We start from the raw sequence: 23,821 nt of genomic DNA, 5'->3' as shown, positions 1-23,821 counted from the left end.
CTGCACTGCCCTGTTTGTAACGATTGCTTCCGGCGAGCATCGACGACATACCGGGACTGCAAAACCTTGGAACGGGTGGGGTCGTACGTTGGCACATCCTGCATCGTTGCTGCGGCCAAGGCCTCGCGCGCAACGTCGCGCGACACGCTGCTGTCGTGTTCTCGATGCGCGGGAAGGCGATCGAAGCAGCGACGCACGCAGGGACAGAAACGGGGATCGAAGCGGGATGAAAACGGAGCGCCGCGACATCGCGCATCGCGCTGCCAAAAAGCAGGGTTAACCCATCGGCCCGGGCGCTGGCCTGCTGTCGGCCCGGGTGTGGCGAAGCATCGTTCGCCGGTTGTCTCCATGCACCGTCGAGGCAATCGCGTCTCCCCTTTGGAATCGTGGCGCGCACCGTGCGGGTGCGTGCCCATTGGAATGCCGAAACCGCTACAGGTTCCAGTTCGCATTCGACCGCGTCGATCGCATCGCTGTCTCCCCGTCGCGGTTGCCCGCGCGGCGGCATCCGTCGGCCACCGTTGTCGGTACACCAGCAAATTGCGGGCCACATGCGACGGGCGAGCGGAACGATCGTCGGACGGTCGACGAAGAAGGCGGTGGACGAACGGCATTCACCGACGACAGCCGGCGGTGATGCGGGGAAACCGCAATGCGCGAAGACGTGCGCGCGAGCGACAATCGATCGAAGGAGGAGAGGCGAAACGGCGAAGGAGAGGAGAGGAGAGGAGAGGAGAGGAGAGGAGAGGAGAGCGCGGAGAAGAGCGAGACAATGAAAACGCCGGGCGTCAGCACCCGGCGCGTCGTGCTGCCAGCGCATTGCCGGCAGCGGCGTATCTCGGATCAGATCGTCGGAAGCGAATCCTCAGATCGGATCCCAGTTGATGACGTCGGGCGAGCGCTCCAGCGGATAGAAGCTGTTGCGCATCGCCGGGATCGCGATCTCGGCGATCGACTCGGGCGTCCACCCCTCGCTGGCATGCACCGAGCGCACCGGCCGCGGCTGGCTCATCAGCATGATCTCGTTGGCGCGCACCGCGAAGATCTGCGCATTGACCTCGCGCGCCGCCTCGCTGGCGAGGAACACCGCCATCGGCGCGACCTTGCCGGCCTCCATCTTCTGCAGCTTGGCCACGCGCGCCTGCTCCTCCGGCGTCTCCGACGGGATCGAGCTGGTCATCCGGCTCCAGGCGAATGGCGCGATGCAGTTCGAGCGGACGTTGAAGCGGGCCATGTCCAGCGCGATCGATTTGGACAGCGCCGCGATGCCCAGCTTTGCGGCGGCGTAGTTGGCCTGGCCGAAATTGCCGATCAGGCCGGAGGTCGAGGTCATATGGACATAGGCGCCGCTCTGCTGGTCCTTGAAGTAGGGCGCGGCGGCGCGGCTGACGAAGAAGGTGCCGTGCAGATGCACGTCGATCACCGCGCGCCATTCCTCCTCGTTCATCTTGAAGAACATGCGGTCGCGCAGGTTGCCGGCGTTGTTGATCACGGCGTCGATGCGGCCGAACCGGTCGAGCGCGCACTGGACGATCGCGTTGGCGCCCTGCCAGCTCGACACGCTGTCGGTGTTGGCCACCGCCTCGCCGCCGGCCGCCTGGATTTCCTCGACCACGCGCTGCGCCGGTCCCGCATCGCCGCCCTCGCCGCTCAGCGACACGCCGATATCGTTGACCACCACGCGCGCGCCCGCGGCGGCCAGCGCCAGCGCGATGCCGCGGCCGATGCCGCCTCCCGCGCCGGTCACCACCGCGACCTTGCCCGCCATCGTGCCAGCCGTCGAGTCTGCCATCGCGCCTGCCGCCGATCCTTCCACCTTCGCCGTCATCATCGGTCTCCTGTCCCACCTACGAGGTTCTATTGAAGCGGCATATACGATAAATTGCCGGCAGCGAAAGGGGAATTCGCCAATCCCAAAAGACGCCTTCCGCCTGCCGAAACCCTCCGTTCGATCCCGCCAAACCCATCACGACACGATGCATTACGACCTGACCGACCTGCGCCTGTTCCTGAACGTAGGGGAAACCCATAACCTGACGCGGGCGGCCGAACGCAGCTTCCTGTCGCTGCCGGCGGCGAGCACCCGCATCAAGCAGCTGGAGGAAGCGTTCCAGACCCAGCTGCTGATCCGCCAGGTCAAGGGGGTGCGCCTGACGCCGGCCGGCGACGCGCTGCTGCGGCACGCGCGCGAGGTCTTTCGCGAGCTCGAATGCCTGCATGCCGATCTGCGCCCCTACGCCAAGGGCGTCAAGGGCAAGGTCCGGCTGCTGGCCAACACCACCGCGACCAACTCGTTTCTGGCCAACGCGCTGTCGCGCTTCCTGTCGGAGAACCCGGACGTCGACATCGAGCTGGAGGAACACCTGTCGCAGGAGATCGTCTCGGCCATCGGCGCCGGTGCGGCGGACCTTGGCATCGTCGCCGGCGAGGTCGCCACCGAGGACCTGGACGTGATGCAGCTGTGCAGCGACGAGCTGATCGTGATCGCGCCGGTCAACCACCCGCTGCCGCAGTTCAAGCGGCTGCATTTCGCCGATCTGCTCGATACCTGCCGCTTCGTCGGCCTGAACCAGTTCAGCGCGATCCAGTCCTTCCTGGACCGCATCGCCAGCGGCATGGGCAAGCGCATCAGCCTGCGCATCCAGGTCGGCAGCTTCGACGCGGTCTGCCGCATGGTCGAGGCCGGCGCCGGCATTGCGATCGTGCCCAACAGCTGCGCGCGCCGCTACGCCAGCCGCAAGGTGCTGCGCTTCATCACGCTGGAGGACGACTGGGCCAAGCGCGAGCTGCGCCTGGTGCGCCGGCCCGGCCGCGAGCTGCCGCAGTTCGCCGAGACCCTGGTCCATTACCTGATCGACGCGGCGCGCGAGCCGGTCTGAGCGGGCGCGTCCGGCATCGCGGACCGCCGGGGGCCACGACGTGCCACCCGCATGCCACCGCCAGCCATCGCCAGCCATCGCCGGCCACCGAGGCCCTGGCGGGTCCCAGCGCGCCACATCGGCCCACGGCGGCCACGGCACCGGCGAGGTAAGGCCCGCCCTAAGCCGCTCTTTGGCAAATGCGAATGTCGGTCCGTGGCAGGCTCGGGAATAATGGCCGCATTCCCGTGATTTCCCGCAAAGGCCCCTTGATGACGATCGACCAGGCGCACGATGCGCATTACCCCGAAATCCGCGAGGCGGTGCGCGATCTGTGCGCCGGCTTCGATTCCGCCTACTGGCAGCGCGTCGAGGAGCAGGACGCCTTCCCCGAGCAGTTCGTCCAGGCGCTGACGCAGGCCGGCTGGCTGTCGGCGCTGATTCCCGAGAACTACGGCGGCTCCGGCCTGCCGCTGACGGCCGCCTCGGTGATCATGGAAGAAATCAATCGCAGCGGCGGCAATTCCGGCGCCTGCCACGGCCAGATGTACGTGATGGGCTGCCTGCTGCGGCACGGCTCCGAGGCGCAGAAGCAGCGCTGGCTGCCGGGCATCGCCGCGGGCGAGCTGCGCATGCAGTCGATGGCGGTGACCGAGCCCACCACCGGCACCGACACCACCAAGCTCAAGACCACCGCGGTGCGCCAGGGCGACCGCTATGTCGTCAACGGCCAGAAGGTCTGGATCTCGCGCGTGCAGCATTCGGACCTGATGCTGCTGCTGGCGCGCACCACGCCGCTGGACCAGGTCAAGCGCAAGTCCGAGGGCCTGTCGGTGTTCGTGGTCGACCTGCGCGAGGCGATCGGCAACGGCCTGACGGTCCAGCCGATCCGCAACATGGTCAATCACGAGACCAACGAGCTGTTCTTCGACAACCTGGAGATCCCGGCCGAGAACCTGATCGGCGAGGAAGGCAAGGGCCTGAAGTACATCCTCGACGGGCTGAACGCCGAGCGGATCCTGATCGCCGCCGAATGTATCGGCGACGGCTACTGGTTCGTCGAGCGCGCCAGCCACTATGCGCGCGAGCGCGTGGTGTTCGACCGGCCGATCGGCCAGAACCAGGGCATCCAGTTTCCGATCGCCCGCTCCTACGTCAACGTAGAGGCCGCCAGCCTGATGCGCTACAAGGCCGCCGAGCTGTTCGACGCCGGCCAGCCCTGCGGCAAGGAGGCCAACATGGCGAAGCTGCTGGCCGCCGATGCTTCGTGGGAAGCGGCCAACGTCTGCCTGCAGACCCACGGCGGCTTCGGCTTCGCCGCCGAATACGACATCGAGCGCAAGTTCCGCGAGACGCGTCTGTACCAGGTCGCACCCATCTCGACCAATCTGATCCTGTCCTATGTGGCCGAGCACGTGCTGGGACTGCCGCGGTCCTTCTAGGCCGGCGTCTTCCTCAGCGCCGTTGCCACCGCCTTGCGCCAGGCCTTCCGCGCCAGACCGATACGCACCAAGCCGATACGCACCAAACCGATCCACGCCAAGCCGATCCCCGCCAAACCGATGCCAAGCTCCTATCCCACGCGCGAACTCTGCGAGTTCCTTGCCCGCTTCACGCTGTCCGACGTGCCGCCGCACGTGGTCGAGCGCACCAAGGACCTGTTCCTCGACTGGATCGCCTCGGCCCTCGCCGGCAAGGACGCTCCGGCGATCCGCCGGCTGCAGGAGTTCGCCGTGGCGATGGGCCCGCAGCAGGGCCCGTCCGAGGTACTGGTCGACCGCCGCCGCACCTCGCCGTGGTTCGCCGCGCTGGTCAATGCCGCGGCCTCGCATGTGGTCGAACAGGACGACGTGCACAACGGCTCGGTGCTGCATCCGGCCGCGGTGGTGTTTCCCGCCGTGCTGGCCGCGGCCCAGGCCGAGGGCAAGAGCGGCGCGCAGCTGCTGACCGCGGCGATCGCCGGCTACGAGGCCGGCATCCGCATCGGCGAATTCATGGGCCGCTCCCACTATCGCGTATTCCATACCACCGGCACGGTCGGCACACTGGCGGCCGCGGCGGCGGTGGCCAAGCTGTACGGGCTCGATGCCGAGGGCATCAACCAGGCGCTGGGGTCGGCCGGCACCCAGGCCGCGGGCCTGTGGGAATTCCTGCGCGACGCCGCCGATTCGAAGCAGCTGCATACCGCCAAGGCTGCGGCGGACGGGCTGATGTCGGCGCATCTGGCGCGGGCGGGCTTCACCGGCGCGCGCCGCATCCTGGAGGGCGCTCAGGGCATGGCGGCCGGCATGTCGAGCGACGCCGATCCGGCGCGGTTGACCGACGGCCTGGGCACGCGCTGGGCTACCGCCGAAACCTCGTTCAAGTTCTTCGCCTCGTGCCGCCACACCCATCCGGCGGCCGATGCGCTGAAGGCGCTGATGCAGCGCGAGCGCCTCGACCCCGAGCAGATCGCCAGCGTGACCGCGCACGTGCACCAGGGCGCGATCGACGTGCTCGGCCCCGTGGTCGATCCGGTCACGATCCATCAGGCCAAGTTCTCGATGGGCACGGTGCTCGGGCTGGTCGCCTGGCACGGCCACGCCGGCCTGGGCGAGTTCGAGCAGCATGGGCTGCGCGATGCGCGCGTGACGGCCTTCCGCGACAAGGTGACGATGGCGCTCGACGCGGAGATCAACGCCGCCTATCCGCGCCAGTGGATCGGCCGCGTGACGGTGGCGACCACCGACGGCCGCACGCTGGAGGCCCGCGTCGACGTGCCCAAGGGCGATCCGGACAACACGCTGAGCCGGCCCGAACTGGAAGCGAAGGCGCTGCAACTGGCGGCCTTCCGCCAGGGCGCAAGCGAGGCCGAGATGCGCACCATCATCGCGCGCGTCTGGGCGCTCGAACACACGGACAGCATGGCGGACTGGTTGCCGGCCGCAGCCTGAACTCCTACGCTCGCAGAGACGGCGCGAAGACTGCCGTCCCCGCCGTTCCCCAAACCATAAGAGGATTCCCAACCGTGGCCCAACAACTCACGGCCGATCCGGCCGCCTCTGAAACCCATCTCGATACCGATACCAGCCTCGAAGCGCTGCGCCGGTGGATCGGCCGCAGCGAAAGCCGTACCGAAACGCTGGCGCTGCAACCGGTGCTCGGCCTCGCCGCCACGCTGGATCTGGACGGCGAGGCGATCGCGCGCGGACCGCTGCCGCCGCTGTGGCACTGGCTGTATTTCCTGCCGCGTGCGCCCCAGCACAGGCTGGGCCGCGACGGCCACGCGGTGCTCGGCGGCTTCCTGCCGCCGGTGCCGCTGCCGCGCCGGATGTGGGCCGGCAGCGAGCTCGACTTCCAGCGTCCGCTGCGCGTTGGCGACACCGTGACGCGCACCTCTACCATCGAGGAGGTGCAGCAGAAAACCGGCCGCAGCGGCGAGCTGTGGTTCGTCTCGGTCCGCCACGTGCTGACCGTCGACGGCGAGACGGCACTGAGCGAGCGCCACGACATCGTCTATCGCGCGATGCCGGAGCCCGGCCAGGCCCAGCCGGCGCGCCCGCGGCTGCCGCACCAGCCGCAATGGCAGCGCCAGCTGCATGCCGATCCGGTGCTGCTGTTCCGTTTCTCCGCGCTGACCTTCAACGGCCACCGCATCCATTACGACCATGACTACGTGCGCGACGTCGAGGGCTATCCCGGCCTGGTCGTCCACGGTCCGCTGCAGGCGGTGCTGATGGTGGACCTGCTGCGGCGCGAACTGCCGCAGGCGAACGTCAAACGCTTCGGCTTCCGCGGCATGGCGCCGCTGTTCGACCACGACCTCGTCACGGTCGGCGGCCGCCGCGATGACCAGCAGCCCGGGCGCGTGTTGCTGTGGACTGGCGACGATGCCGGCGGCCAGGCGATGGAGGGATGGGCGGTGGTCGAGGAATAATCCGCTTCCCTGCACCGCCGCCTCCGCTCTCCACCGCCACACCTGCCTCCGTCGTTCCCGCATTCGGGGAACGACGGAACTGCATCACTCCACCTCGATCTTCGCCGTCTTGACCACCCCGCCCCACAGCCGCAGCTCTCGCTCGATCCGCTCCGCCAGCGGCTTCGGGCCGGTGATGTTCAGGTCGTAGCCCCCCTGCGTCATCCGCTGGCGAAAGGCCGGATCGTCGCCCACGGTCTGCTGCGCCTTGACCAGCGTGTCGACCACCTCGGCCGGCAGCTTCGGCGGCCCGATCAGCGCGTACCAGCCGGTCACCGCATAGTCCTTCAGCCCCGACTCGACCATGGTCGGCACGTTCGGCAGCGCGGCGTTGCGCTCCTTCGACGTCACCGCCAGCGGCCGCACCTTGCCGCTCTGGATATGGCCGATCGCGGTGCCGGTGATATCGAACATGAAGGCGATCTTGCCGCTGATCACGTCGGTCATCGCCGGCGAATTGCCCTTGTACGGCACGTGCAGCATCTTGACGCCGCTCATCTGCGCCAGCAGTTCGGCCGACAGATGGTTGGACGCACCGACGCCGGCCGAGCCGAACGCCACGCCCTGCGGGTGCTTGCGGGCGTACTCCACCAGCTCGCCGACATTGCGGGCCGGGAAGTCCTTGTTGATCAGCAGCACGTTGGTGTAGTCGGTGATCAGCCCGATGTGGCTGAAATCCCGGCTCGGATTGAAGTTGACCGCCTTCTGGATCAGCGGCGTCATCGTCATGGTCGGGCTGGCGACGAAGTACAGCGTATAGCCGTCGGGCGGCGCCTTGGCCGTGATCTCGGCGGCGATCGCGCCGCTGGCGCCGGCACGGTTGTCGACCACCACCGGCTGCTTCAGCACTCGTCCCAGGTGATCGGCATAGACGCGCGCCGCGGTATCGACGGGACCGCCCGGCGTATAGCCGACGATCAGCTTGATCGGCCGCGACGGATAGGCGTCGGCCGCCGCGGCGCCATCGCTCAGCGCCAGCGAGGCCACGCCGGCCAGTGGAATCAGCGCGCCCAGCACGGTCGCCAGCATGCCGGCGGGCCGCCATCGTGTTTGCTTCGTTGCCATGCGTCTCCTCCTGTGGTGAACGGTCTGGCTCGGCCGGCGCACTTTCTTGGTTTGCGCAGGTCTTTTCCGCATACGTCCGTATACATATAGAGGGAAGCCCGGGCGCTCCCGCCGATGCCATCACCGCAGTGTGTGGGCGCGCCGGGGCGCTCGCCATTTGCATTTGGCTAAGGCGGCCTTTTGCACGGCCGTGGGTGCGGTGCGGCAAATCATGGATCGCGAGCACGGATCGCGAGTACGGATCCGGAGCGCTGATCAGCAGCGCAGACGGGGCGCCCCGATGGCGCGCAGGGACCTCGCGAAGGGATGGGGCACACGGACGGGGGGCATGAAAGGAAGCACGGTAGCGCGCTACACCATGCCTCCGCGGCTCAATAGCAGCGCACCTCGTCGTCGCGCACTGCCGGCTCCGGCTCCGGCGGGAGTGCCGAGAGGAGGCACCGCGGACCTTCCAGTTCCCGCCTGACCGCTTCGACGCCGTGAATGGCCGCCCGGTATCCTTCCCGGCGCTTCCCCTCGCCGCTCATCCGCACGACCACCGCCGCGCGCCCGTCGCGCGGCATCGGATAGACCTTCAGCTGCGCCCTGCCGGCGATCTCGCCGCGGCGAGGCATCGGCAGACGAAACAGCCGGATCAGCAGCATCAGCAACGCGCCGCGCCAGTCGCCGGCGGCGAGCCGATCGCGTACACCGGGGCCGGGTATCGGCACGGCCTCGTGCATGCGCCGCGCATCCCCGACGCGCACCGGCCGGATGCGGCAACGGAGCAGCACACGCCGTGGATCGCCGCGGCGCGGGCGCACCGTCCGGCGCCACGGCTCGATCCGGAAGGCCAGGCACGCGTCCATCTCGGTAGCCTGTGTCACCGGACCATCCGCACCGTCTGCACCCGCACCAAGGGCACCGTCGGCGCTATCCGGCCTGCCGGTGCCACCCGTGCGATCGGTCCCTCTCTCCGGCTGCCGCTGCCAGCGTGTGAACTTGTGCAGGCGAATCTCGCCGCCTGCGCCCGCGCAAATCGACAGGCAGCGCTGCACCGGTGCAGCGTCGGCCTTTACGGCACGCTCGTCGCGGCAGATCAGCGCCTCGTCGGCAATCGCCGCCGCGCATTCGAGCAGCGCGGCGCGGCGGGCGATATGGTCGCCATGCGCGTCGCGCTGAACGTCGCGCTGTGCGGCGCCCCCTGCGTCGTCCCGTACGTCGCTCCGTACGCCGTTCCGCACGCCGTCCTGCGCCCCGAACAGGGCGCCGAGGCAATCGCTCAGCCGCATCAGCACCTTGATGCCCATTTCGAGCTCCAGCGCGGCATGGGCTGCCTCGGGATCGGGTGCGCGGTCGCAGCTGCGTCCGCCGATGCGGTATTCCCGCTCGATGTCGGCGAAGACCGAACGCAAGCGTCCGCCTCGATCCGCGGCCAGCGTGACGTCGATGCTGCCTTCGCCGAGAAACAGCGTGGCCGCGGTGCGCGCCACCTGCGCGGCATCGCGCGGCCGCAGCGGCGCCTGCCATGCGCGGGATCGCGGGTCTCCGATACGTGACGTCGGGGGAAGGAACGATGGGATGGGACGGGCGGACAGCGTCATGATGCGGGCAGGCTCAGAAGGACAAGGCAGGGGCGTGGGCGAACCACAGGCCGAGCGGCAGCGCCTTGCCGGTCCGCGATTCGCCCTCGCACTCTCTAGACGAGTGGCGCGGCGCCATCGTTGACGGCCAATGCCGACTTCGCGAGTCTTCGACCGGACCTGGTGTCGCCAAACGAAAAAATGCGGACGAACGCGTTAATCGTCCGTCCGCATTGCCTTGCGCGCTTGCGTACCTGCCTGACGCCTGCTGCGGCATGCCGTCGCAGCATCGGTTCGGCAGCCGGGGCCGCTACAGCGCCGCCGCGGTTCCCAGAATCGCGGTCGACTGGCTCGACAAGGTGCCGCCGTTGCCGTGCACCAGCGCGATCTCCGCACCGCCGACCTGGCGTTCGCCGCATTCGCCGCGCAACTGGCGCACCGCCTCGATGGTGATGAACATGCCGTACATGCCGGGATGCACGCACGACAGTCCGCCGCCGTTGGTATTGACCGGCAACCTGCCGCCGGGCGCGATGGCCCCGCCGCTGACGAAGGGTCCGCCCTCCCCCTTGGCGCAGAAGCCAAGATCTTCGAGGAACAGCAGCGTGTTGATGGTGAAGGCGTCGTACAGCTCGAGCACGTCGACATCGGCCGGCTTGACGCCCGCCATCGCGAACGCGCGCTCGCCCGATTCCTTCGCCGCGCTGACGGTCAGGTCCGGCATGCTGGAGATCTGCCGGTGCCAGGTCGCGGTGGCGTTGCCGAGCACATAGATCGGCGGCTTGGCGAGGTCCTTGGCGCGTTCGGCGCGGACCATCACATAGGCGCCGGCGCCGTCGGTGACCAGGCAGCAGTCGCGCACCGACAGCGGGTCGGACACCATGCGCGCGTTCAGCACGTCGTCGATGCTCAACGGATCGCGCATCAGCGCATCGGGATTGAGTTGCGCCCACTTGCGCGCGGCCACCGCCACCTCGGCCAGATGCTCGCGCGTGGTGCCGTACTGGTGCATGTGCCGCGCGGCCGCCAATGCGTACGAGGTGATCGGCTGCATCGGCTGGTAGGGGTTCTCGTACGGCTGCGGGTCCAGCACCGAACGCACCTTGGCGATGCCGGCGCGGCCGACCGTCGAGGTGCGCTGATTGCTGCCGTAGCAGACCAGCACTGCGTCGCACAGGCCGGCCTCGAGCGCCAGCATCGCGGGCAGCATATGGGCGACGAAGCTGGAGCCGCCGATCATCGTGCTGTCGACGAACTTCGGATGGATGCCGAGGTATTCGGCCACCGGCATCACCCACATGGTGGCGCCGACGCTGGCGGTGGCGATGCCGTCGATCTCGCGCATCGACATGCCGGCGTCCTTGACCGCGGCCTTGGCCGCCTCCACCAGGATTTCCATTTCGGTCTTGCCGTGGGCCTCGCCGAGTCCGGCCTGGCCCACGCCGACGATGGCGACGCCACCGCGCAACGATTGTGCTGGCATCGCGTCAGCCCTCCATCGGATCGAACACCACCATCGCGGGAACGCCGTCGCCGGCGGCGGGCGCCACGCGCGCCCTGACGCGCATGCCGATGCGCACCGCCTGCGGCGCCACGCCCTCGACCCGGCTCATCATGCGCACCCCTTCGTCCAGGTCGATCAGCGCGACGTTGTAGTCGCCGCCGGCGTCCGGCTTGCGGCGCACGACGCTGGTCGAATAGACGGTGCCGGTGCCCTTCGGATCGGTCCAGTCCAGCGCCTCGCCGCCGCAGTGCGGGCAGAGATTGCGTGGATAGAACACGTGGCGGTCGCAGTCGCGGCAGTGCTGGATGCGAAAGCGCCCTTCGTTCAGCAGGGCCGCGTAGAGGCGGTCCGGCCCCTGCTCGGCCTGCGCCTCGGTGGTGGGTGTTGTCATGCTGTCTCCTGGCTCGGTGCCTTCCGGGGGCAGCTTGCCGCAGTCATTGGCGCCTGCACAATTCGCTTGTCCGGAAGGGTGGACTATTCAATCGCGAATGGGGCCGCCCTTGCCCTCTCCCCGGCCCTCTCCCGCAAGCGGGAGAGGCAGAACACCACCGGTCGTTCGTCGGCGCGGCGGTTTGCTCCCCTCCCGCATGCGGGAGAGAGGCTGGGGGAGAGGGCAAGCGGCGCCTCATCGCCCCTGTCAAATCACCAGCTCGATCAGGAACGGCCCCTTGCGCTTGTTCGCCATCGCGAACAGATCGGCGAAGCTCTCCATATCGACCGCACGCGCCCCCTCGACGCCCATGCCGGCGGCGAGCTTGACCCAGTCGAGGTCGGGATTGCCGATATCGAGCATGTCGAGCGCGGTCTTGCCGGGGTTGGCGCCCACGCCGGCCAGTTCGCCCAGCAGGATCGCGTACTTGCGATTGGCCAGCACCACCACCGTGACGTCGAGCTGTTCGCGCGCCATCGTCCACAGCGACTGCACGGTGTACATGCCCGAGCCGTCGGCCTGCAGCGCGACCACGCGCCGATCGGGCACCGCCACCGCGGCGCCGACCGCCAGCGGCAGGCCCGCGCCGATGGCGCCACCGGTCAGCTGCAGCCAGTCGTGCGGGGCGGCATGCACCGTACCGGGATAGAAGGCACGGCCGAAGCTGACGCTCTCCTCGACCACCACCGCCTGCTCGGGCAGCAGCGCGCTCAGCGTCTGCGCGACGGCTTCCGAGGTCACCGCGCCCTTGGCGATGCCGGCGGGTGCGACGGCGTCCGGCACCGGCACCGCGGGCGCGCCGAGCGCGTCGGCCAGCCGCGCGAGCGCATCGGCCAGATCCTGCTCGGGGCGCGCCAGCACATGGACCTGCGCGTCCTCGGGATAAGGGCGCGGCGACTTGCCGGGATAGGCGAAGAAGGTCACCGGCGGCGGCGCGCCGACCAGGATCACCTGGCGGATGCCGGCCAGCCTGGCGCGCGCCGCATCGCCCGAGTAGGGCACGCGCTCGACCGCGAAACGGCCGCGGCCGCGCGACACGCGCGCATTGGACATCGGCGTGATCAGCCGCGCGTCGGTGGCGGCGGCGATGCGATGCGCGTCGGCCAGCGGCGCCTCGCGCAGCGCCGTGCCGGCCAGCACCAGCAGCGTCGGCTGGCCCGAGCGCAGCCAGCGCGCGGCCTGCTCGATCGCATCGGGCGAGACCTTGGGCGCGCTCAGCGGCGGCAGCGGCGCGGCAACCTGCCCGCCCTCGTCCCAGCACACATCCGACGGCAGGATCAGGCTCGCCACGCCGCCAGGCGCGGCGCAGGCGGCCTGCACCGCCGCCGCGGCATCGGCGCCGACCTGATCGGCGCGCTGCGCGGTGCGGGTCCACACCGAAACGGGACGGGCCCAGCCCTCGGTGTCGGCGGTCAGCGGCGCATCGAGCGGCCGGTGATAGGTGGCCTGGTCGCCGATGATATTGACGATCGGCGTCTGCGCGCGCCGGGCGTTGTGCAGGTTGGCCAGGCCGTTGGCCAGACCCGGTCCGCAATGCAGCAGCGTCGCCGCCGGCTTGTCGGCCATGCGCGCATAGCCGTCGGCCGCGCCCGTCACCACGCCCTCGAACAAACCCAGCACGCAGCGCATGCCGGGGATGCGGTCGAGCGCCGCGACGAAATGCATCTCGCTGGTGCCCGGGTTGGCGAAGCAGGTATCGACCCCGCAGGCGAGCAGGGTCTTGACCAGGCTCTCGGCGCCGTTGAGCGTCTGCCCGGGTTGCTGGGATTGGTTGGTCTCCATATGCGCGCTTCCTTGGTCTCAGGTCGGTCGATTCGAAAATCTCGGGTGGGGATCGGTGATGCCTGCGTTGGCGATGCGTTGGCGATGCGTTTGGCGATGGGTTCGGGATGTGCCGTGAGGCGTTGCCGTTCAGCCCGCCAGGCCGCCCGGGTCGAGCAGGTCGAAGTCCAGGCAGACGTATTCGGTCGGAAACTCGATGCGGGCGTAATAGACGATCACGCCATCGGCGCAGGCATGGCGGCGCAGTTCGGCGACCGGCGCGCCCACCGGCAGCGCCAGCGCCGCGGCCGACTCCGCGCCGGCGGCGATGATCGACAGCCGCTGACGCGCGCTCGAGACGCGCAGCCCCGGAAAGCGGTCCAGCACCGGCACCGACGCGCCCTGCCGGAACGCGCGCGGATTGCGCGCGAACAGGCCTTCCTCGATATAGACCTCGCCGATCGCGAAGGGCCGGTCGTCGAGCCGGTGCAGGCGGCGCAGGAAATGGTAGGCCGGCGCACGCTCGGCCTCGCACGGCATGCCGAGTTCGTCCGGCAGCGGCACGCTGCCCGCCGACTCGACCAGCGCCTCGGTGCCCAGCTGCTCGCCGACCTCGACCGCCTGGCCCCAGGTGACCGGCAGCGATAGCGGCCGGCGCCGCTTGCCGCCGCCCTTGACGAAGGTGCCGCGGCCGCGCGAGCGCGCGACCAGCCCTTCGTCGTCGAGCACCGACAGCGCGTGATGCATCGTCATGCGCGCGACCCCGTATTGGCGGCACAGGTCCTCCAGCGACGGGATGCGTTCGCCGGGACGCCAGACCCCGCTCTCGATGCGGCGGCGAAAGATGGTCGCCAGCTGCAGATAGACCGGCTCACGGCTGCGCGACAGCAATTCGGTCGAGGACAGGGATTCGGGCATCGATGGCGGCAAGACGAAGGAACCGGTGCGCGGCGCCAGGCCGCGGAGGGACGCGAGGCAAACGAACGCCGTGCGGCCCCCGGAAAGGGGGTTCGGCGAACTGCCACTGTAATAAGGTCTAGTTACCTATACCACTAGGGTTTACCGCGGGTTGGTGCGGCATGCCGCGGTCAGCGAAGGCGCGTCAATGGCAAGTTCTGCTTACGTGTGCCGGCCCCTCGTCTACCCGCAAAGGTGGGTGACGTTCGCGGAGGGTCTGCGGCCAGAATGCGGCATGCCCCTCTCCCCGGGGCAAGCGCGGCTGCCGCTCGCAGCCATTGATCCAGGAGCTTTTCCATGTTGATGCGCGACGTGATTCCCCACATCCTGAACCGCGGTACCGGCCAGCTGGCGCAGGATCAGGTCGAGACCCCACCCCGCAAGACGTTCCACCACACGATCGACATCTATCTGAAGGACTCCAACGCCTTCATGAACACCTACTTCGCGCGCTATTTCGAGTGGCAGGGCATCTGCCGCGAGCGCTGGTTCCACGAGTGCATCCACGGCAATCTGCTGGCCGCGGGCGGCGTCTTCGTGACCAAGCGCGCGCATCAGGAATATGTCGAGGAAACCTTCCCGTTCCAGCGGGTGGACTGCTACCTGAACACGTTCCAGGTCAAGCAGTGCTCGGCGTATCTGCTGTTCCGCTTCTGCGTCGACGAGCGGCCGGTCTCGCTGGGCTACCAGCAGATCGTGTTCGCCGACAAGGAAAAGCGGATCGCGCGGTTCCCGAAGGAGATCGTCGAGCGGGTCAAGGAGTATGAGGTGAGCGCGCCGGTGCTGGCCAACTAGCGCCAACCAGTGCCAGCCGGGCCGGCCATGCGAGCCGGTCCGGGCACGGCCGCCGCGTCAGGCGGCCGTGCCCTGGCCCAGCGGCTGCATCGGCTGGAGCGACTGCATCGGCTCGATCCGATCTATCCGCTCCAGCGTCTCGAGTGGACCGAGCGGGCCGATCGACGTGGCCGCGTTCGCCGAGGCCGGCGGCTCGGCCGCCAGCGCGACCGGCAGATGCAGCGTGAAGACGGTATGCCGGCCGGGCGCGGATTCGCACTCGATGCGGCCGCCGAAGGCCTCCATCACGCGCCGGCAGAAGGCCAGGCCCATGCCGGCACCGCTGCCGTGCGGCTTGGTGGAGAAGAAGGGATCGAAGATGCGCGGCAGCACATCGGGCGGAATGCCCGGCCCCGTATCGCGCACGCGCAGCTGATAGAAGCCGCCCGACTCGCGCGCCGAGATCTCGATGCGGCCGCCGTCCCCGCGCGCGGCCGGGTTCGCGCCCTGGTGCGCGCCCTGGTGCGCGCCCTGATGAGCGCGCATGGCCTGCAGCGCGTTCTTCAGCAGATTGAACAGCACGTAGACCAGCAGCGTGTCGGAACCGCGGAAGCGCCAGCCGGCCGGAATCGCATGCACGGAGACCCGTTCGCGTTCGCCGGCGCGGAACGGGTAGCGCTCCAGCGCCGAATCGACGCATTGCGCCACGCCGTGCGGCACGAAGCTGCCGCGGTCCAGCCGCTCCAGCGTGATCGAGGCCAGCGCCATCTCGATCACCGCCTGCGTGCCGTCGACCTCGCTGCGGATCGCCGCCAGCAGCGTGGGCAGCCGCTCGAGCTGGGCCGGGCGCAGCCGGTCCTCGATCAGGCCGTGTTCGACGGCGCGGCGGTAGCCATCCAGCACCGTGGGCCAGGCCACTGCCAGCTCCTGCGTCTGCATGCGGATCGTCGCCAGCGGCGTGCGTACCTCGTGCGCCACGGTCGCGGCCAGCGAGTACGGATGCATCAGGTCGTAGCGGACGATCGACAGCGCGATCAGGCCCAGGCTGACGGCGATGAAGACCACGCCGGGCGGGTAGAAGTCGTGGCCATAGTTGGCCGCATAGTCGATCGCGGCGAGCGAATACAGGCCCAGGCTCCACAGGCACAGCGTCAGGCGCTGGCGCTTCTCGCCCACCGCGCTGCGGCGCGCGTCGCGCAGCAGCCAGCCGCTGCGCAGCGCCAGCAGCACGGTCTGCGCGACATGGAGGGGATGGAGGACGCCCGCGCGCGGGTAATTGCCGAAGCTGTAGAGGTAGTAGTCGGAGACCAGGCGATCCGACGTCAGCAATACCACCGCCAGCAGCAGCGACATGCCGTACGACACCAGCAGCCATGGCCGCTCGCCGCGGCGCTCGGTCACCTCTGTCATGAAGTGATAGAAGGTGGTCGGCAGGAACAGGATGAACAGATAGCCGACCTTGGCCAGCAGCAGCGCCACATCCGGATGCACGGTCTGGAACAGGAAGGCCCAGGTGCCCTGCCACGCGAACGTGGTGGCGCACATCAGGAAGAAGGACGTGGTCAGGCGCGTGACGCCCTTCGTCACCAGCACGTAGAGGCCGTAACCGAGAAAGATCGACGAGACGAAGGCGGGCAGGATGGCGTACATGGCGTGACCGTTTGAGCTGCCAGACCGGCGGAAAGCGGACATGGTATGCCCTAACGCTGCGCCGCCGTACTGATTTCGGTTGCACTCTGCGGTAACCGGGGTTGAATACGCCATCCCCGATCGGGGGTAGCACGCCGGTAGGGTTGCGAGCCGCAATCCCCGCGCGGAAAACAGGGCCGGCCCCATGCTGTGCCGCGGCAGGCGGCATAATGCGCGCTCCACTTGCTACGCCGCCGCGTCCGCGGCAAGGGCCATTGGCGACGCTGCCCCGAGGCGGTACCACTGCTTCGGGCCCGCGTCGCCCACATCGACGCCCGAGCCCGCGCGCCTTCCGACCGCATGTCCTCTTCTCCGATCGCCGGCTCGCGCGCCGGCTGGCTGACCCTCTTCCTGCTCGCCTTCCCGCCGCTGAGCTGGGCCGGCAATGCGATCGTCGGCCATCTGGCGGCCGGCGCCGTGCCGCCGATCACGCTGAACTTCCTGCGCTGGCTGCTGGCCGGCCTGCTGCTGACGCCGCTGGCATGGAACGGCGTGCGCGAGCACGCGGCCGCGCTGCGGCGCCATGCGGGGCTGATCCTCGCGCTCGGCGTGCTGTCGATCGCCAGCTATAACGCGCTGCAATATCTCGCGCTGACCACGTCGACGCCGATCAACGTGACGCTGATCGGCGCCTCGATGCCGCTGTTCCTGCTGGCGGTCGGCGTGACCTTCTTTCGCGAGCCGGCCACGCGCAGCCATATCGCCGGCGCGCTGCTGTGCCTGGTCGGCGTGACCTTCGTGCTGGTGCGCGGCGAACTGGGCCGGCTTGCGCAGCTCGACTTCGTGCCGGGCGACCTGTTCATGCTGGCGGCCACGCTGGCCTGGAGCGGCTATACGTGGCTGCTGCGCAAGCAGCGGCCGGCGCTGCCGCTGATCGTGCTGCTGTACGCGCAGATCGTCGCCGGCGTGGTGGTCAGCGTGCCCTTCGTCGCCTGGGAGCTGGGCATCGACGGCCAGGCCATCGTCTGGAGCACGAAGACGGTTGGCATCCTCGCCTATGTCGCCACGGTTCCGTCGCTGCTGGCGTATTTCGCCTGGGATCGCGCGGTGGCGCGTGCCGGCGCGCAGCTGCCGGTGTTCTTCGTCACGCTGACGCCGGCCTTCGCCGCGATCCTCTCGACGCTGCTGCTGGGCGAGTGGCCGAACTGGTATCACGGCGTCGGACTGGCCGCGATCGTGGCCGGGATCTGGGTCGCGCAACGCCGCTGATCGGCGCACCGGTTTGCAGCGCGCAGGGCATCGCGACAGGGGCGATCGCGAAGATGGTGGCATCCGCGCGACACATTGCACGGTCCAACCGCCAAATCGCGCCGAAAACCCCTTGAAAATAGGCACCGTTCGCGCGTTTTGCTATTCTGTGCGCGGCGCTGCCCGGCGGCTTCCGACGGTACTGCGCTCCAACATTGAACCTGTTCACGACATCGATATGGCCACCAAAGCTAAACCGACCGCGAAGACTGCAGCAACCAAGACCGCCGCCAAGGCGCCCGCCAAGAAGGCCGCCGCTCCGGTGAAGGCCGCCAGGAAGACGGCGCCGGCCGCGCCGACGCCCAAGCCGCTGAAGGACACCTTCAACAAGTCGAGCCTGGTGTCGCACCTGGTCGCGCAGACCGAACTGGATCCGAAGACGGTCAAGACCGTGCTGGCCCAGCTGGAAAACACCATGATCGGCGCGCTGAACAAGAAGGGCGCGGGCGAATTCACGCTGCCCGGCCTGCTGAAGGTCACCGCCGTGCAAGTGCCCGCCACCAAGAAGCGTTTCGGCAAGAACCCGTTCACCGGCCAGGAGCAGTGGTTCGCTGCCAAGCCGGCGTCGGTCAAGGTCAAGGTCCGCGCGCTGAAGAAGCTGAAGGACGCGGCGCTGTAATCGGCCTGCGTTTGCCGCTGCGCCGGCGCGACTCCCGCGCCGGCATGCAAAACCCTCGCCTCGTTGAGGCGAGGGTTTTTTATTGCGCGCGCGCCCAGGGCGGTTAGAATCGCTCCCGCCGCATCCCCAACGATGTCCCGGGCGCGCGGCCGTAAGCGTTCACGTGAACCAACGCATCACCAGCGGCACCTCCGGCCGGCTGGCGGTGTGTGTCGACCGCTTGCGTCATGCCTCGCGTCTGCATCGTTCCCCGCCTGTCGATCGTTCCGGTGCCGCCCTCTCTCTGAAGGAGCGGCGGTCGATGTCGAACGTCCTGCAAGATTCTTCCCTGCGCCGGCTGGTCTGGATGACCGTGGCGCTGTTCCTGACTTACCTTGCCGTCGCCATGGCGATGCCCGCCGTGGCGATACACGTCTCCGATGCGCTGGGCATGGGCAATGTCGCCTCCGGCCTGGCGGTGGGCATTGCCTTCCTGTCGACGATCCTCAGTCGCGGCTGGGCCGGACGGCTGGCGGACGAACGCGGCGGCAAGGCCGCCATGTTCCGCGGTCTCGCGCTGTACGCGCTGGCCTCGCTGTTGTGCTGGCTGTCTTCCTGGCCGTCCCTCGGCAGCGGCACGGCCTCTTACGTGGTACTGCTCGCGGGCCGGCTGCTGCTGGGGCTAGGCGAAAGCGCCGCGCTGGTCGGCATGCTGGCGTGGGGCATGGGGGCGATGGGGCCGGCGCGCTCGGGCCTCGTCATGGCACTGGTCGGCGCGGGCATGTATGGCGCGTTCGCCGCGGGCGGACCGTTGGGTCTATGGCTGCTGCAACGCTGCGGCTTCGCCGGGCTGATGCTGGTCTGCGTGGCGATGCCGCTGCTCGGCGCGCTGATGCTGTGGCGGACCGCCCCGGCGGCGCCGCCGCAAGCGGGACGCCGTCCGCCGTTCGTCCAGGTGCTCGGGCGCATCTGGCAACCGGGCGCGGTGGTGGGCTTGCAAGGCATCGGCTTCGCCGCGCTCGGCGCGTTCTTCCCGTTGTATTTCCTGGCCAACGGCTGGCACGGCGCCGGCTACGGGCTGACCTGTTTCGGCCTGGGCTTCGTCGCGGTCCGCCTGCTGTGCGGCACCTTGCCGGACCGGCTCGGCGGCGTGCCCGTGGCGCTGGTCTCGCTGCTCATCGAGGCCGCGGGGCAGTGCCTGCTGTGGCTGGCGCCCGGGCCCGCCGTGGCGATGCTCGGCGCGCTGCTCACCGGCATGGGCTGCTCGATGGTGTTTCCATCGATGGGGCTGGAAGCGGTCAGGCGCGTGCCGGCATATCTGCGCGGCACCGCGATCGGCGGCTTCGCGGCGTTCCAGGATCTGGCTTACGGCGCGACCGGGCCGTTGGCCGGCTGGATCGCCGACCATTTCGGCCATGCGCGCGTGTTCATGGTCGGCGCGCTGGCAGCGCTGCTGGCCGTGCTGATGACCGTGCTGATGACCTTGCGGCCGCGCGCCGATCGTTCTGTGCCCGGGCAGGCCGATTCTGCTGCAGCGATGCACAAGGACAACGCACAAGCGGACAACGCGTAAGGAGACGGTCCATAAGGAGCCGGCGCGCAAGGAGCCAGCGCACAAGAAAAATGCCGGCCAAACCGGCCGGCATTTCCTGGCAGCGATCGCAAGACCGCGATCCCATTGCTCAGCGCGTCCAATACCCCGGACGCCGCACGACATGCCCGTGCGAGTCCCTGACCCAGCGCTCGGGCACGTAGCGGTGTCCCGGGCGCGACACGTAGTGGCCGTGGCCATGGTGCGGACGGGCGTAGTAGCGATGGTGATGGTGGTCATGGCGGTAGTGGTGGCGCCGCACATGCGGCGGCGCCGGACGGTAGTGCTCGTGCCGATGGTAGCCATGCCGATGGTCGTGGCGGTCCGAATGCGCCTGGGCGGGCGACACCAGCCCGAACAGGGCGCCGGCGGCCAGGGTTCCCAGTGCGATCAGCAATTGGCGAGTCATGTTTTTCTCCTGATGCGCTGCCCGGCTTGGCGGCGCGTTGAACATGGCTCGACTGTAGCGATGCGTCGCGTTCTCGGACGGATGCAGTTGTAAGGCCGTCTCACAAGCGGGCGGGCGCTGGAGACCGACGTCGACACACGCTGGAGAGCGCCCAGGCCCTTGCCGGGGCGAGGCTGGCGGAGGCTGCGCCCGCCTTCCCGTCATGCTGCCGCCCGTACTGCCGCCAGCGCGGCCGCGTTCGTCGCGTAATGCGGCGTTACAGCCGAAATAACTGCTTGCGACGATCGCGGCGTCCATCGCTGCGGCTATCGCGTCGCGGCGGCCTCGCGCTCGCGGGCCTCGCGCATCGCCAGCGCCTTCTTCTGCAGCGCGTGCTCGCGCATCAGTGTCTCCACCGTGGCGCCGTCGCGCGCCAGCAAGGCGGTGACGAAGCGCTGGTGGTCTTCGACGCCGTGGGCCCATTCGTCCCGGTCCTGGTTCGAGCGGAAGCGCAGGTTCTGCACGCGCAGATTGAGGCGGCGATGGGTGTCGGCCAGCGTCGGGTTATGGGCGGCCGCGCTGATCGCCAGATGGGTGCCCATGCTGGCCTCGTAGTAGGCGTGCAGGTCGCGCGCGGCATAGGCGTCGAGCATCGCGCGATGCAGCCGGGCGATCTGCGCCAGTTCCTCGTCGCTGGCCTTCTCCGCGGCGAGCCGTCCGGTCAGTCCTTCCAGCACGGCCAGCACGTCGAACAGGTCGGCGACGTCGCGCTCGGACATCGCGATCACCTGCGCGCCGCGCTTGGGCAGCAACATCACCAGCCCATCGGCGGCGAGGATGCGATAGGCCTCGCGCAGCGGCGTGCGTGAGACGCGCAGCCGTTCGCACAGATCGCGCTCGTTGAGCCACACCCCGGGCACCAGCGTGCCGTCGATGATCAGTTGCCGCAGCCGCTCGGCGACCACCGCGGCCAGCGTCGGATGCGCGATCGCCAGCGGGTCGTCGCCGTCTGCCGACAGGCCGGCTGCGGCGCTGGCGGCGGTGGCGGGTCCCGTGCGGCGGCCGCGCTCGCCGCCGGTGCGCGCCTGGGGCAGGTCGGGCGCCAGCGTTGCCGGCGCGTCTTCCGGGTTAACCATGGGCGATGCTTCCTTGGTATGTGGCGATGATTTGGGATATGGTATACCAAATCAACGATGCGGCAAGACACCATGTCGCCAACCTGCCAGGAGCGCCCTCGATGACCGTGATGCCCGCCTCCGCTTCTCCCGATTCCGGACCCGATTCCCGACCCGATTCGCACTCGGAATCCCGACCGGATTCCCGCGTCGATCCCCAACCGGGCGGCACCGACGACAGCCCCGTGCTGACGATCCGCGACGGCGCCATCGCCACCGTCGTGCTGAACCGCCCCGCCAAGCTCAACGCGATGACGCTGTCGATGTGGCAGCAACTGGGCGACGCCTTCCGCGCCCTCTCCGCCGACGACGGCGTGCGCTGCGTGATCGTGCGCGGCGCCGGCGAGCGGGCCTTCTCGCCCGGCAACGACATCGGCGAGTTCGCGCAGGCGCGCTCGAACAAGGCGCAGGCCACCGCCTACGGCAAGGTGATGCACGCCACCGCGCAGGCGCTGCAGGACTGCCGCCATCCGGTGGTCGCGCAGATCCACGGCATCTGCGTCGGCGGCGGGCTGGAGATCGCCGCGATGGCGGACATCCGCATCTGCGGCCAGGGCAGCCGTTTCGGCGCGCCGATCAAGAACCTAGGGCTGGTGATGGCCCATGCGGAAATGGCCCCGGTGATCCGGCTGATCGGCGAGTCGCGCACGCTGGAGCTGCTGTTCGAAGGCCGGATCGTCGGCGCGGATGAGGCCCATGGCATGGGCCTGGTGTCGCGCGTGGTGCCCGACGACCAGGTCGCCGCCGAAGCGGCCGCGACCGCGCAGCGCATCGCCAGCGGCGCGCCGCTGGTCGCCCGCTGGCACAAGAAGTTCGCGCGCCAACTGGCGGCCGGCACGCCGCTGAGCGAGCGCGAGCGCGCCGAGGCCTTCGACTGCTTCGACACCGAGGACTTCCGCACCGGCTATCGCGCCTTCCTCGCCAAGCAGACGCCCGAGTTTCACGGCCGCTGAGCGGCCTCCACCTCGAAGGACAGCGATGGCTTCCCCCATGCAATCCGAACGTTCTCCGCGGGCCAGCGCCCTCGCCGGCATGCGCGTGCTCGAGCTGGCGCAGATCATGGCCGGCCCGACCTGCGGCATGATGCTGGCCGACCTCGGCGCTGACGTGATCAAGATCGAGAAGACCGATGGCGGCGACGATGCGCGCGGCTATCGCGATCCGCGCATCAACGGCGTGTCGGCGCCCTTCCTGATGCTGAACCGCAACAAGCGCGCGATCGCACTCGATCTGAAGACGGCCGAAGGCAAGGAAGTGCTGCTGCGGATGGTGCGCGACGCCGACGTGCTGATCGAGAACTTCCGCAAGGGCACGCTGGAAAAGCTCGGGCTCGGCTACGACGTGCTGTCGGAAATCAATCCCGGCCTGATCTATTGCGCGATCTCGGGCTATGGCCGTACCGGCCCGGCCGCCGACAAGGGCGGCTTCGACCTGATCGCGCAGGGCTATACCGGGCTGATGAGCATCACCGGCGAGGAAGGCGGGCCGCCGCTGCGCACCGGCAACTCGATCGCCGACATCAATGCCGGCATCCTGGCCGCGTTCGGCATCCTGGCGGCCTACCAGCACAAGCAGAAGACCGGGCGCGGCCAGATCGTCGAGACCTCGTTGATCGAAGCCGGCCTGCAGCAGCTGTACTGGCATGCGGCGATCCATTTCGCCACCGGCGAATCGCCGGGGCCGAGCGGCTCGGCGCATGTGCTGGCGACCCCGTACCAGGCCTTTCCGACGCAGGACGGGCACATCATCGTCGGCGGCGCCAACGAGAAGAACTGGGAGCGGATCGCGCAGGTGCTGGGCCGGCCCGAATGGCTGACCGATCCGCGCTATCGGCTGAACTCGGACCGCATGCGCCACCGCGACACGCTGCTGCCGGCCATGGCGGAGATCCTGCGCACCAAGCCCTCGGCCGAATGGCTGGCGGCGTTCGACGCGGCGGGCGTGCCGGCCGGGCCGGTGCATTCGATCGGCGAGGCGCTGTCGCATCCGCAAACTCTCGCGCGCGAAATGGTGGTCGAGCAGCAGCACCCCGAGGCCGGGCCGGTCAAGAGCATCGGCCTGCCGATCAAGCTGTCGGAGACGCCGGCGCAATACCGGCGGCCGCCGCCGCGGCTGGGCGAGGACACGCGGGCGCTGCTGGCCGAGTGCGGATATGGAGAGGCCGAGATTGCGCGGATGCTGCGGGCTGGCGTCGTGCGGGACGTGACGGCGGCGGAGGGATAGCGAACGCCGTTGCCCTCCCCCCGCCCCTTTCCCGCCGGCGGCG

The 23,821-nt window shown here is 69.2% G+C and carries 20 protein-coding genes; 10 read left to right on the top strand and 10 right to left on the bottom strand.

What is annotated here, in order from left to right:
- Window positions 1-865 precede the first annotated feature (865 nt).
- A complete protein-coding gene (locus tag K7G19_RS09530) occupies window positions 866-1,792 on the bottom strand; it encodes an SDR family NAD(P)-dependent oxidoreductase (protein WP_226107075.1) in 927 nt (308 codons plus the stop codon).
- A 184-nt stretch (window positions 1,793-1,976) separates the two neighbouring features.
- Here K7G19_RS09530 and K7G19_RS09525 point away from each other — a divergent pair, with 184 nt between their 5' ends.
- The 4 genes from K7G19_RS09525 (at window position 1,977) to K7G19_RS09510 (ending at window position 6,774) form a co-directional block, all read left to right on the top strand.
- Complete coding sequence (locus tag K7G19_RS09525; RefSeq protein ID WP_149318649.1) at window positions 1,977-2,879, top strand: LysR family transcriptional regulator; 903 nt, start codon at window positions 1,977-1,979, stop codon at window positions 2,877-2,879.
- A 251-nt stretch (window positions 2,880-3,130) separates the two neighbouring features.
- On the top strand, window positions 3,131-4,300 hold the full coding sequence (locus K7G19_RS09520) for an acyl-CoA dehydrogenase family protein (protein WP_149318648.1): 1,170 nt from the start codon (window positions 3,131-3,133) through the stop codon (window positions 4,298-4,300).
- 120 nt (window positions 4,301-4,420) lie between these two features.
- Window positions 4,421-5,791 carry an MmgE/PrpD family protein gene (locus K7G19_RS09515; RefSeq protein WP_226107002.1) on the top strand — a complete coding sequence of 457 codons (1,371 nt, stop codon included), beginning with the start codon at window positions 4,421-4,423 and terminating at the stop codon, window positions 5,789-5,791.
- Between the two features lie 146 nt (window positions 5,792-5,937).
- On the top strand, window positions 5,938-6,774 hold the full coding sequence (locus tag K7G19_RS09510; protein ID WP_255650751.1) for a MaoC family dehydratase N-terminal domain-containing protein: 837 nt from the start codon (window positions 5,938-5,940) through the stop codon (window positions 6,772-6,774).
- 84 nt (window positions 6,775-6,858) lie between these two features.
- On the opposite strand, the gene K7G19_RS09505 is transcribed toward K7G19_RS09510, so the two are convergent.
- The 6 genes from K7G19_RS09505 to K7G19_RS09480 all read right to left on the bottom strand — a co-directional run bounded on the left by K7G19_RS09505 (window position 6,859) and on the right by K7G19_RS09480 (window position 14,053).
- Window positions 6,859-7,842, bottom strand: a complete 984-nt coding sequence (locus K7G19_RS09505) for a tripartite tricarboxylate transporter substrate binding protein (protein ID WP_226107074.1) — start codon at window positions 7,840-7,842, stop codon at window positions 6,859-6,861.
- Window positions 7,843-8,249: 407 nt separating this feature from the next.
- Window positions 8,250-9,461, bottom strand: a complete 1,212-nt coding sequence (locus K7G19_RS09500; protein ID WP_226106998.1) for a hypothetical protein — start codon at window positions 9,459-9,461, stop codon at window positions 8,250-8,252.
- Between the two features lie 289 nt (window positions 9,462-9,750).
- Window positions 9,751-10,923: a thiolase gene (locus K7G19_RS09495; RefSeq protein WP_226106996.1), complete on the bottom strand. Its 1,173-nt coding sequence runs from the start codon at window positions 10,921-10,923 to the stop codon at window positions 9,751-9,753.
- A 4-nt stretch (window positions 10,924-10,927) separates the two neighbouring features.
- Complete coding sequence (locus K7G19_RS09490; RefSeq protein WP_226106994.1) at window positions 10,928-11,335, bottom strand: Zn-ribbon domain-containing OB-fold protein; 408 nt, start codon at window positions 11,333-11,335, stop codon at window positions 10,928-10,930.
- A gap of 246 nt (window positions 11,336-11,581) precedes the next feature.
- Window positions 11,582-13,156 carry an acetolactate synthase large subunit gene (locus tag K7G19_RS09485; protein WP_149318642.1) on the bottom strand — a complete coding sequence of 525 codons (1,575 nt, stop codon included), beginning with the start codon at window positions 13,154-13,156 and terminating at the stop codon, window positions 11,582-11,584.
- A gap of 129 nt (window positions 13,157-13,285) precedes the next feature.
- A complete protein-coding gene (locus tag K7G19_RS09480; protein ID WP_226106993.1) occupies window positions 13,286-14,053 on the bottom strand; it encodes a GntR family transcriptional regulator in 768 nt (255 codons plus the stop codon).
- A gap of 336 nt (window positions 14,054-14,389) precedes the next feature.
- Between K7G19_RS09480 and K7G19_RS09475 the strand changes: the two genes are divergently transcribed.
- Entirely contained in the window at window positions 14,390-14,887 is a 498-nt protein-coding gene (locus K7G19_RS09475; RefSeq protein ID WP_006579723.1) for a thioesterase family protein, read from the top strand.
- A gap of 57 nt (window positions 14,888-14,944) precedes the next feature.
- Here K7G19_RS09475 and K7G19_RS09470 read toward each other — a convergent pair whose 3' ends face one another.
- Window positions 14,945-16,516 carry a sensor histidine kinase gene (locus K7G19_RS09470; protein ID WP_226106992.1) on the bottom strand — a complete coding sequence of 524 codons (1,572 nt, stop codon included), beginning with the start codon at window positions 16,514-16,516 and terminating at the stop codon, window positions 14,945-14,947.
- Between the two features lie 339 nt (window positions 16,517-16,855).
- Here K7G19_RS09470 and K7G19_RS09465 point away from each other — a divergent pair, with 339 nt between their 5' ends.
- From K7G19_RS09465 to K7G19_RS09455, 3 genes are all read left to right on the top strand, one after another.
- Entirely contained in the window at window positions 16,856-17,764 is a 909-nt protein-coding gene (locus K7G19_RS09465; RefSeq protein WP_150082325.1) for a DMT family transporter, read from the top strand.
- 217 nt (window positions 17,765-17,981) lie between these two features.
- The gene (locus K7G19_RS09460; RefSeq protein WP_226106991.1) at window positions 17,982-18,422 is read left to right on the top strand and encodes an HU family DNA-binding protein; all 441 of its coding nucleotides are present in this window, start codon (window positions 17,982-17,984) and stop codon (window positions 18,420-18,422) included.
- 301 nt (window positions 18,423-18,723) lie between these two features.
- Window positions 18,724-19,974 carry an MFS transporter gene (locus tag K7G19_RS09455; protein ID WP_226106990.1) on the top strand — a complete coding sequence of 417 codons (1,251 nt, stop codon included), beginning with the start codon at window positions 18,724-18,726 and terminating at the stop codon, window positions 19,972-19,974.
- Between the two features lie 109 nt (window positions 19,975-20,083).
- On the opposite strand, the gene K7G19_RS09450 is transcribed toward K7G19_RS09455, so the two are convergent.
- Together K7G19_RS09450 and K7G19_RS09445 are read right to left on the bottom strand one after the other, a co-directional pair.
- Entirely contained in the window at window positions 20,084-20,401 is a 318-nt protein-coding gene (locus K7G19_RS09450) for a hypothetical protein (RefSeq protein WP_149318635.1), read from the bottom strand.
- Window positions 20,402-20,706: 305 nt separating this feature from the next.
- Window positions 20,707-21,516, bottom strand: coding sequence for a GntR family transcriptional regulator (locus K7G19_RS09445; protein WP_226106989.1), 810 nt, complete (start codon window positions 21,514-21,516; stop codon window positions 20,707-20,709).
- A 101-nt stretch (window positions 21,517-21,617) separates the two neighbouring features.
- On the opposite strand from K7G19_RS09445, the gene K7G19_RS09440 reads away from it, so the two are divergent.
- Both K7G19_RS09440 and K7G19_RS09435 read left to right on the top strand, forming a co-directional pair.
- On the top strand, window positions 21,618-22,508 hold the full coding sequence (locus K7G19_RS09440; protein ID WP_226107073.1) for an enoyl-CoA hydratase/isomerase family protein: 891 nt from the start codon (window positions 21,618-21,620) through the stop codon (window positions 22,506-22,508).
- Window positions 22,509-22,545: 37 nt separating this feature from the next.
- Window positions 22,546-23,778, top strand: coding sequence for a CaiB/BaiF CoA-transferase family protein (locus K7G19_RS09435; RefSeq protein WP_226106988.1), 1,233 nt, complete (start codon window positions 22,546-22,548; stop codon window positions 23,776-23,778).
- Window positions 23,779-23,821 lie beyond the last annotated feature (43 nt).

The organism is Cupriavidus sp. DB3 (genome assembly GCF_020418465.1).
GTDB classification, from domain to species: Bacteria; Pseudomonadota; Gammaproteobacteria; order Burkholderiales; family Burkholderiaceae; genus Cupriavidus; species Cupriavidus cauae.
This window is presented reverse-complemented; position numbering and strand designations above follow the sequence as displayed.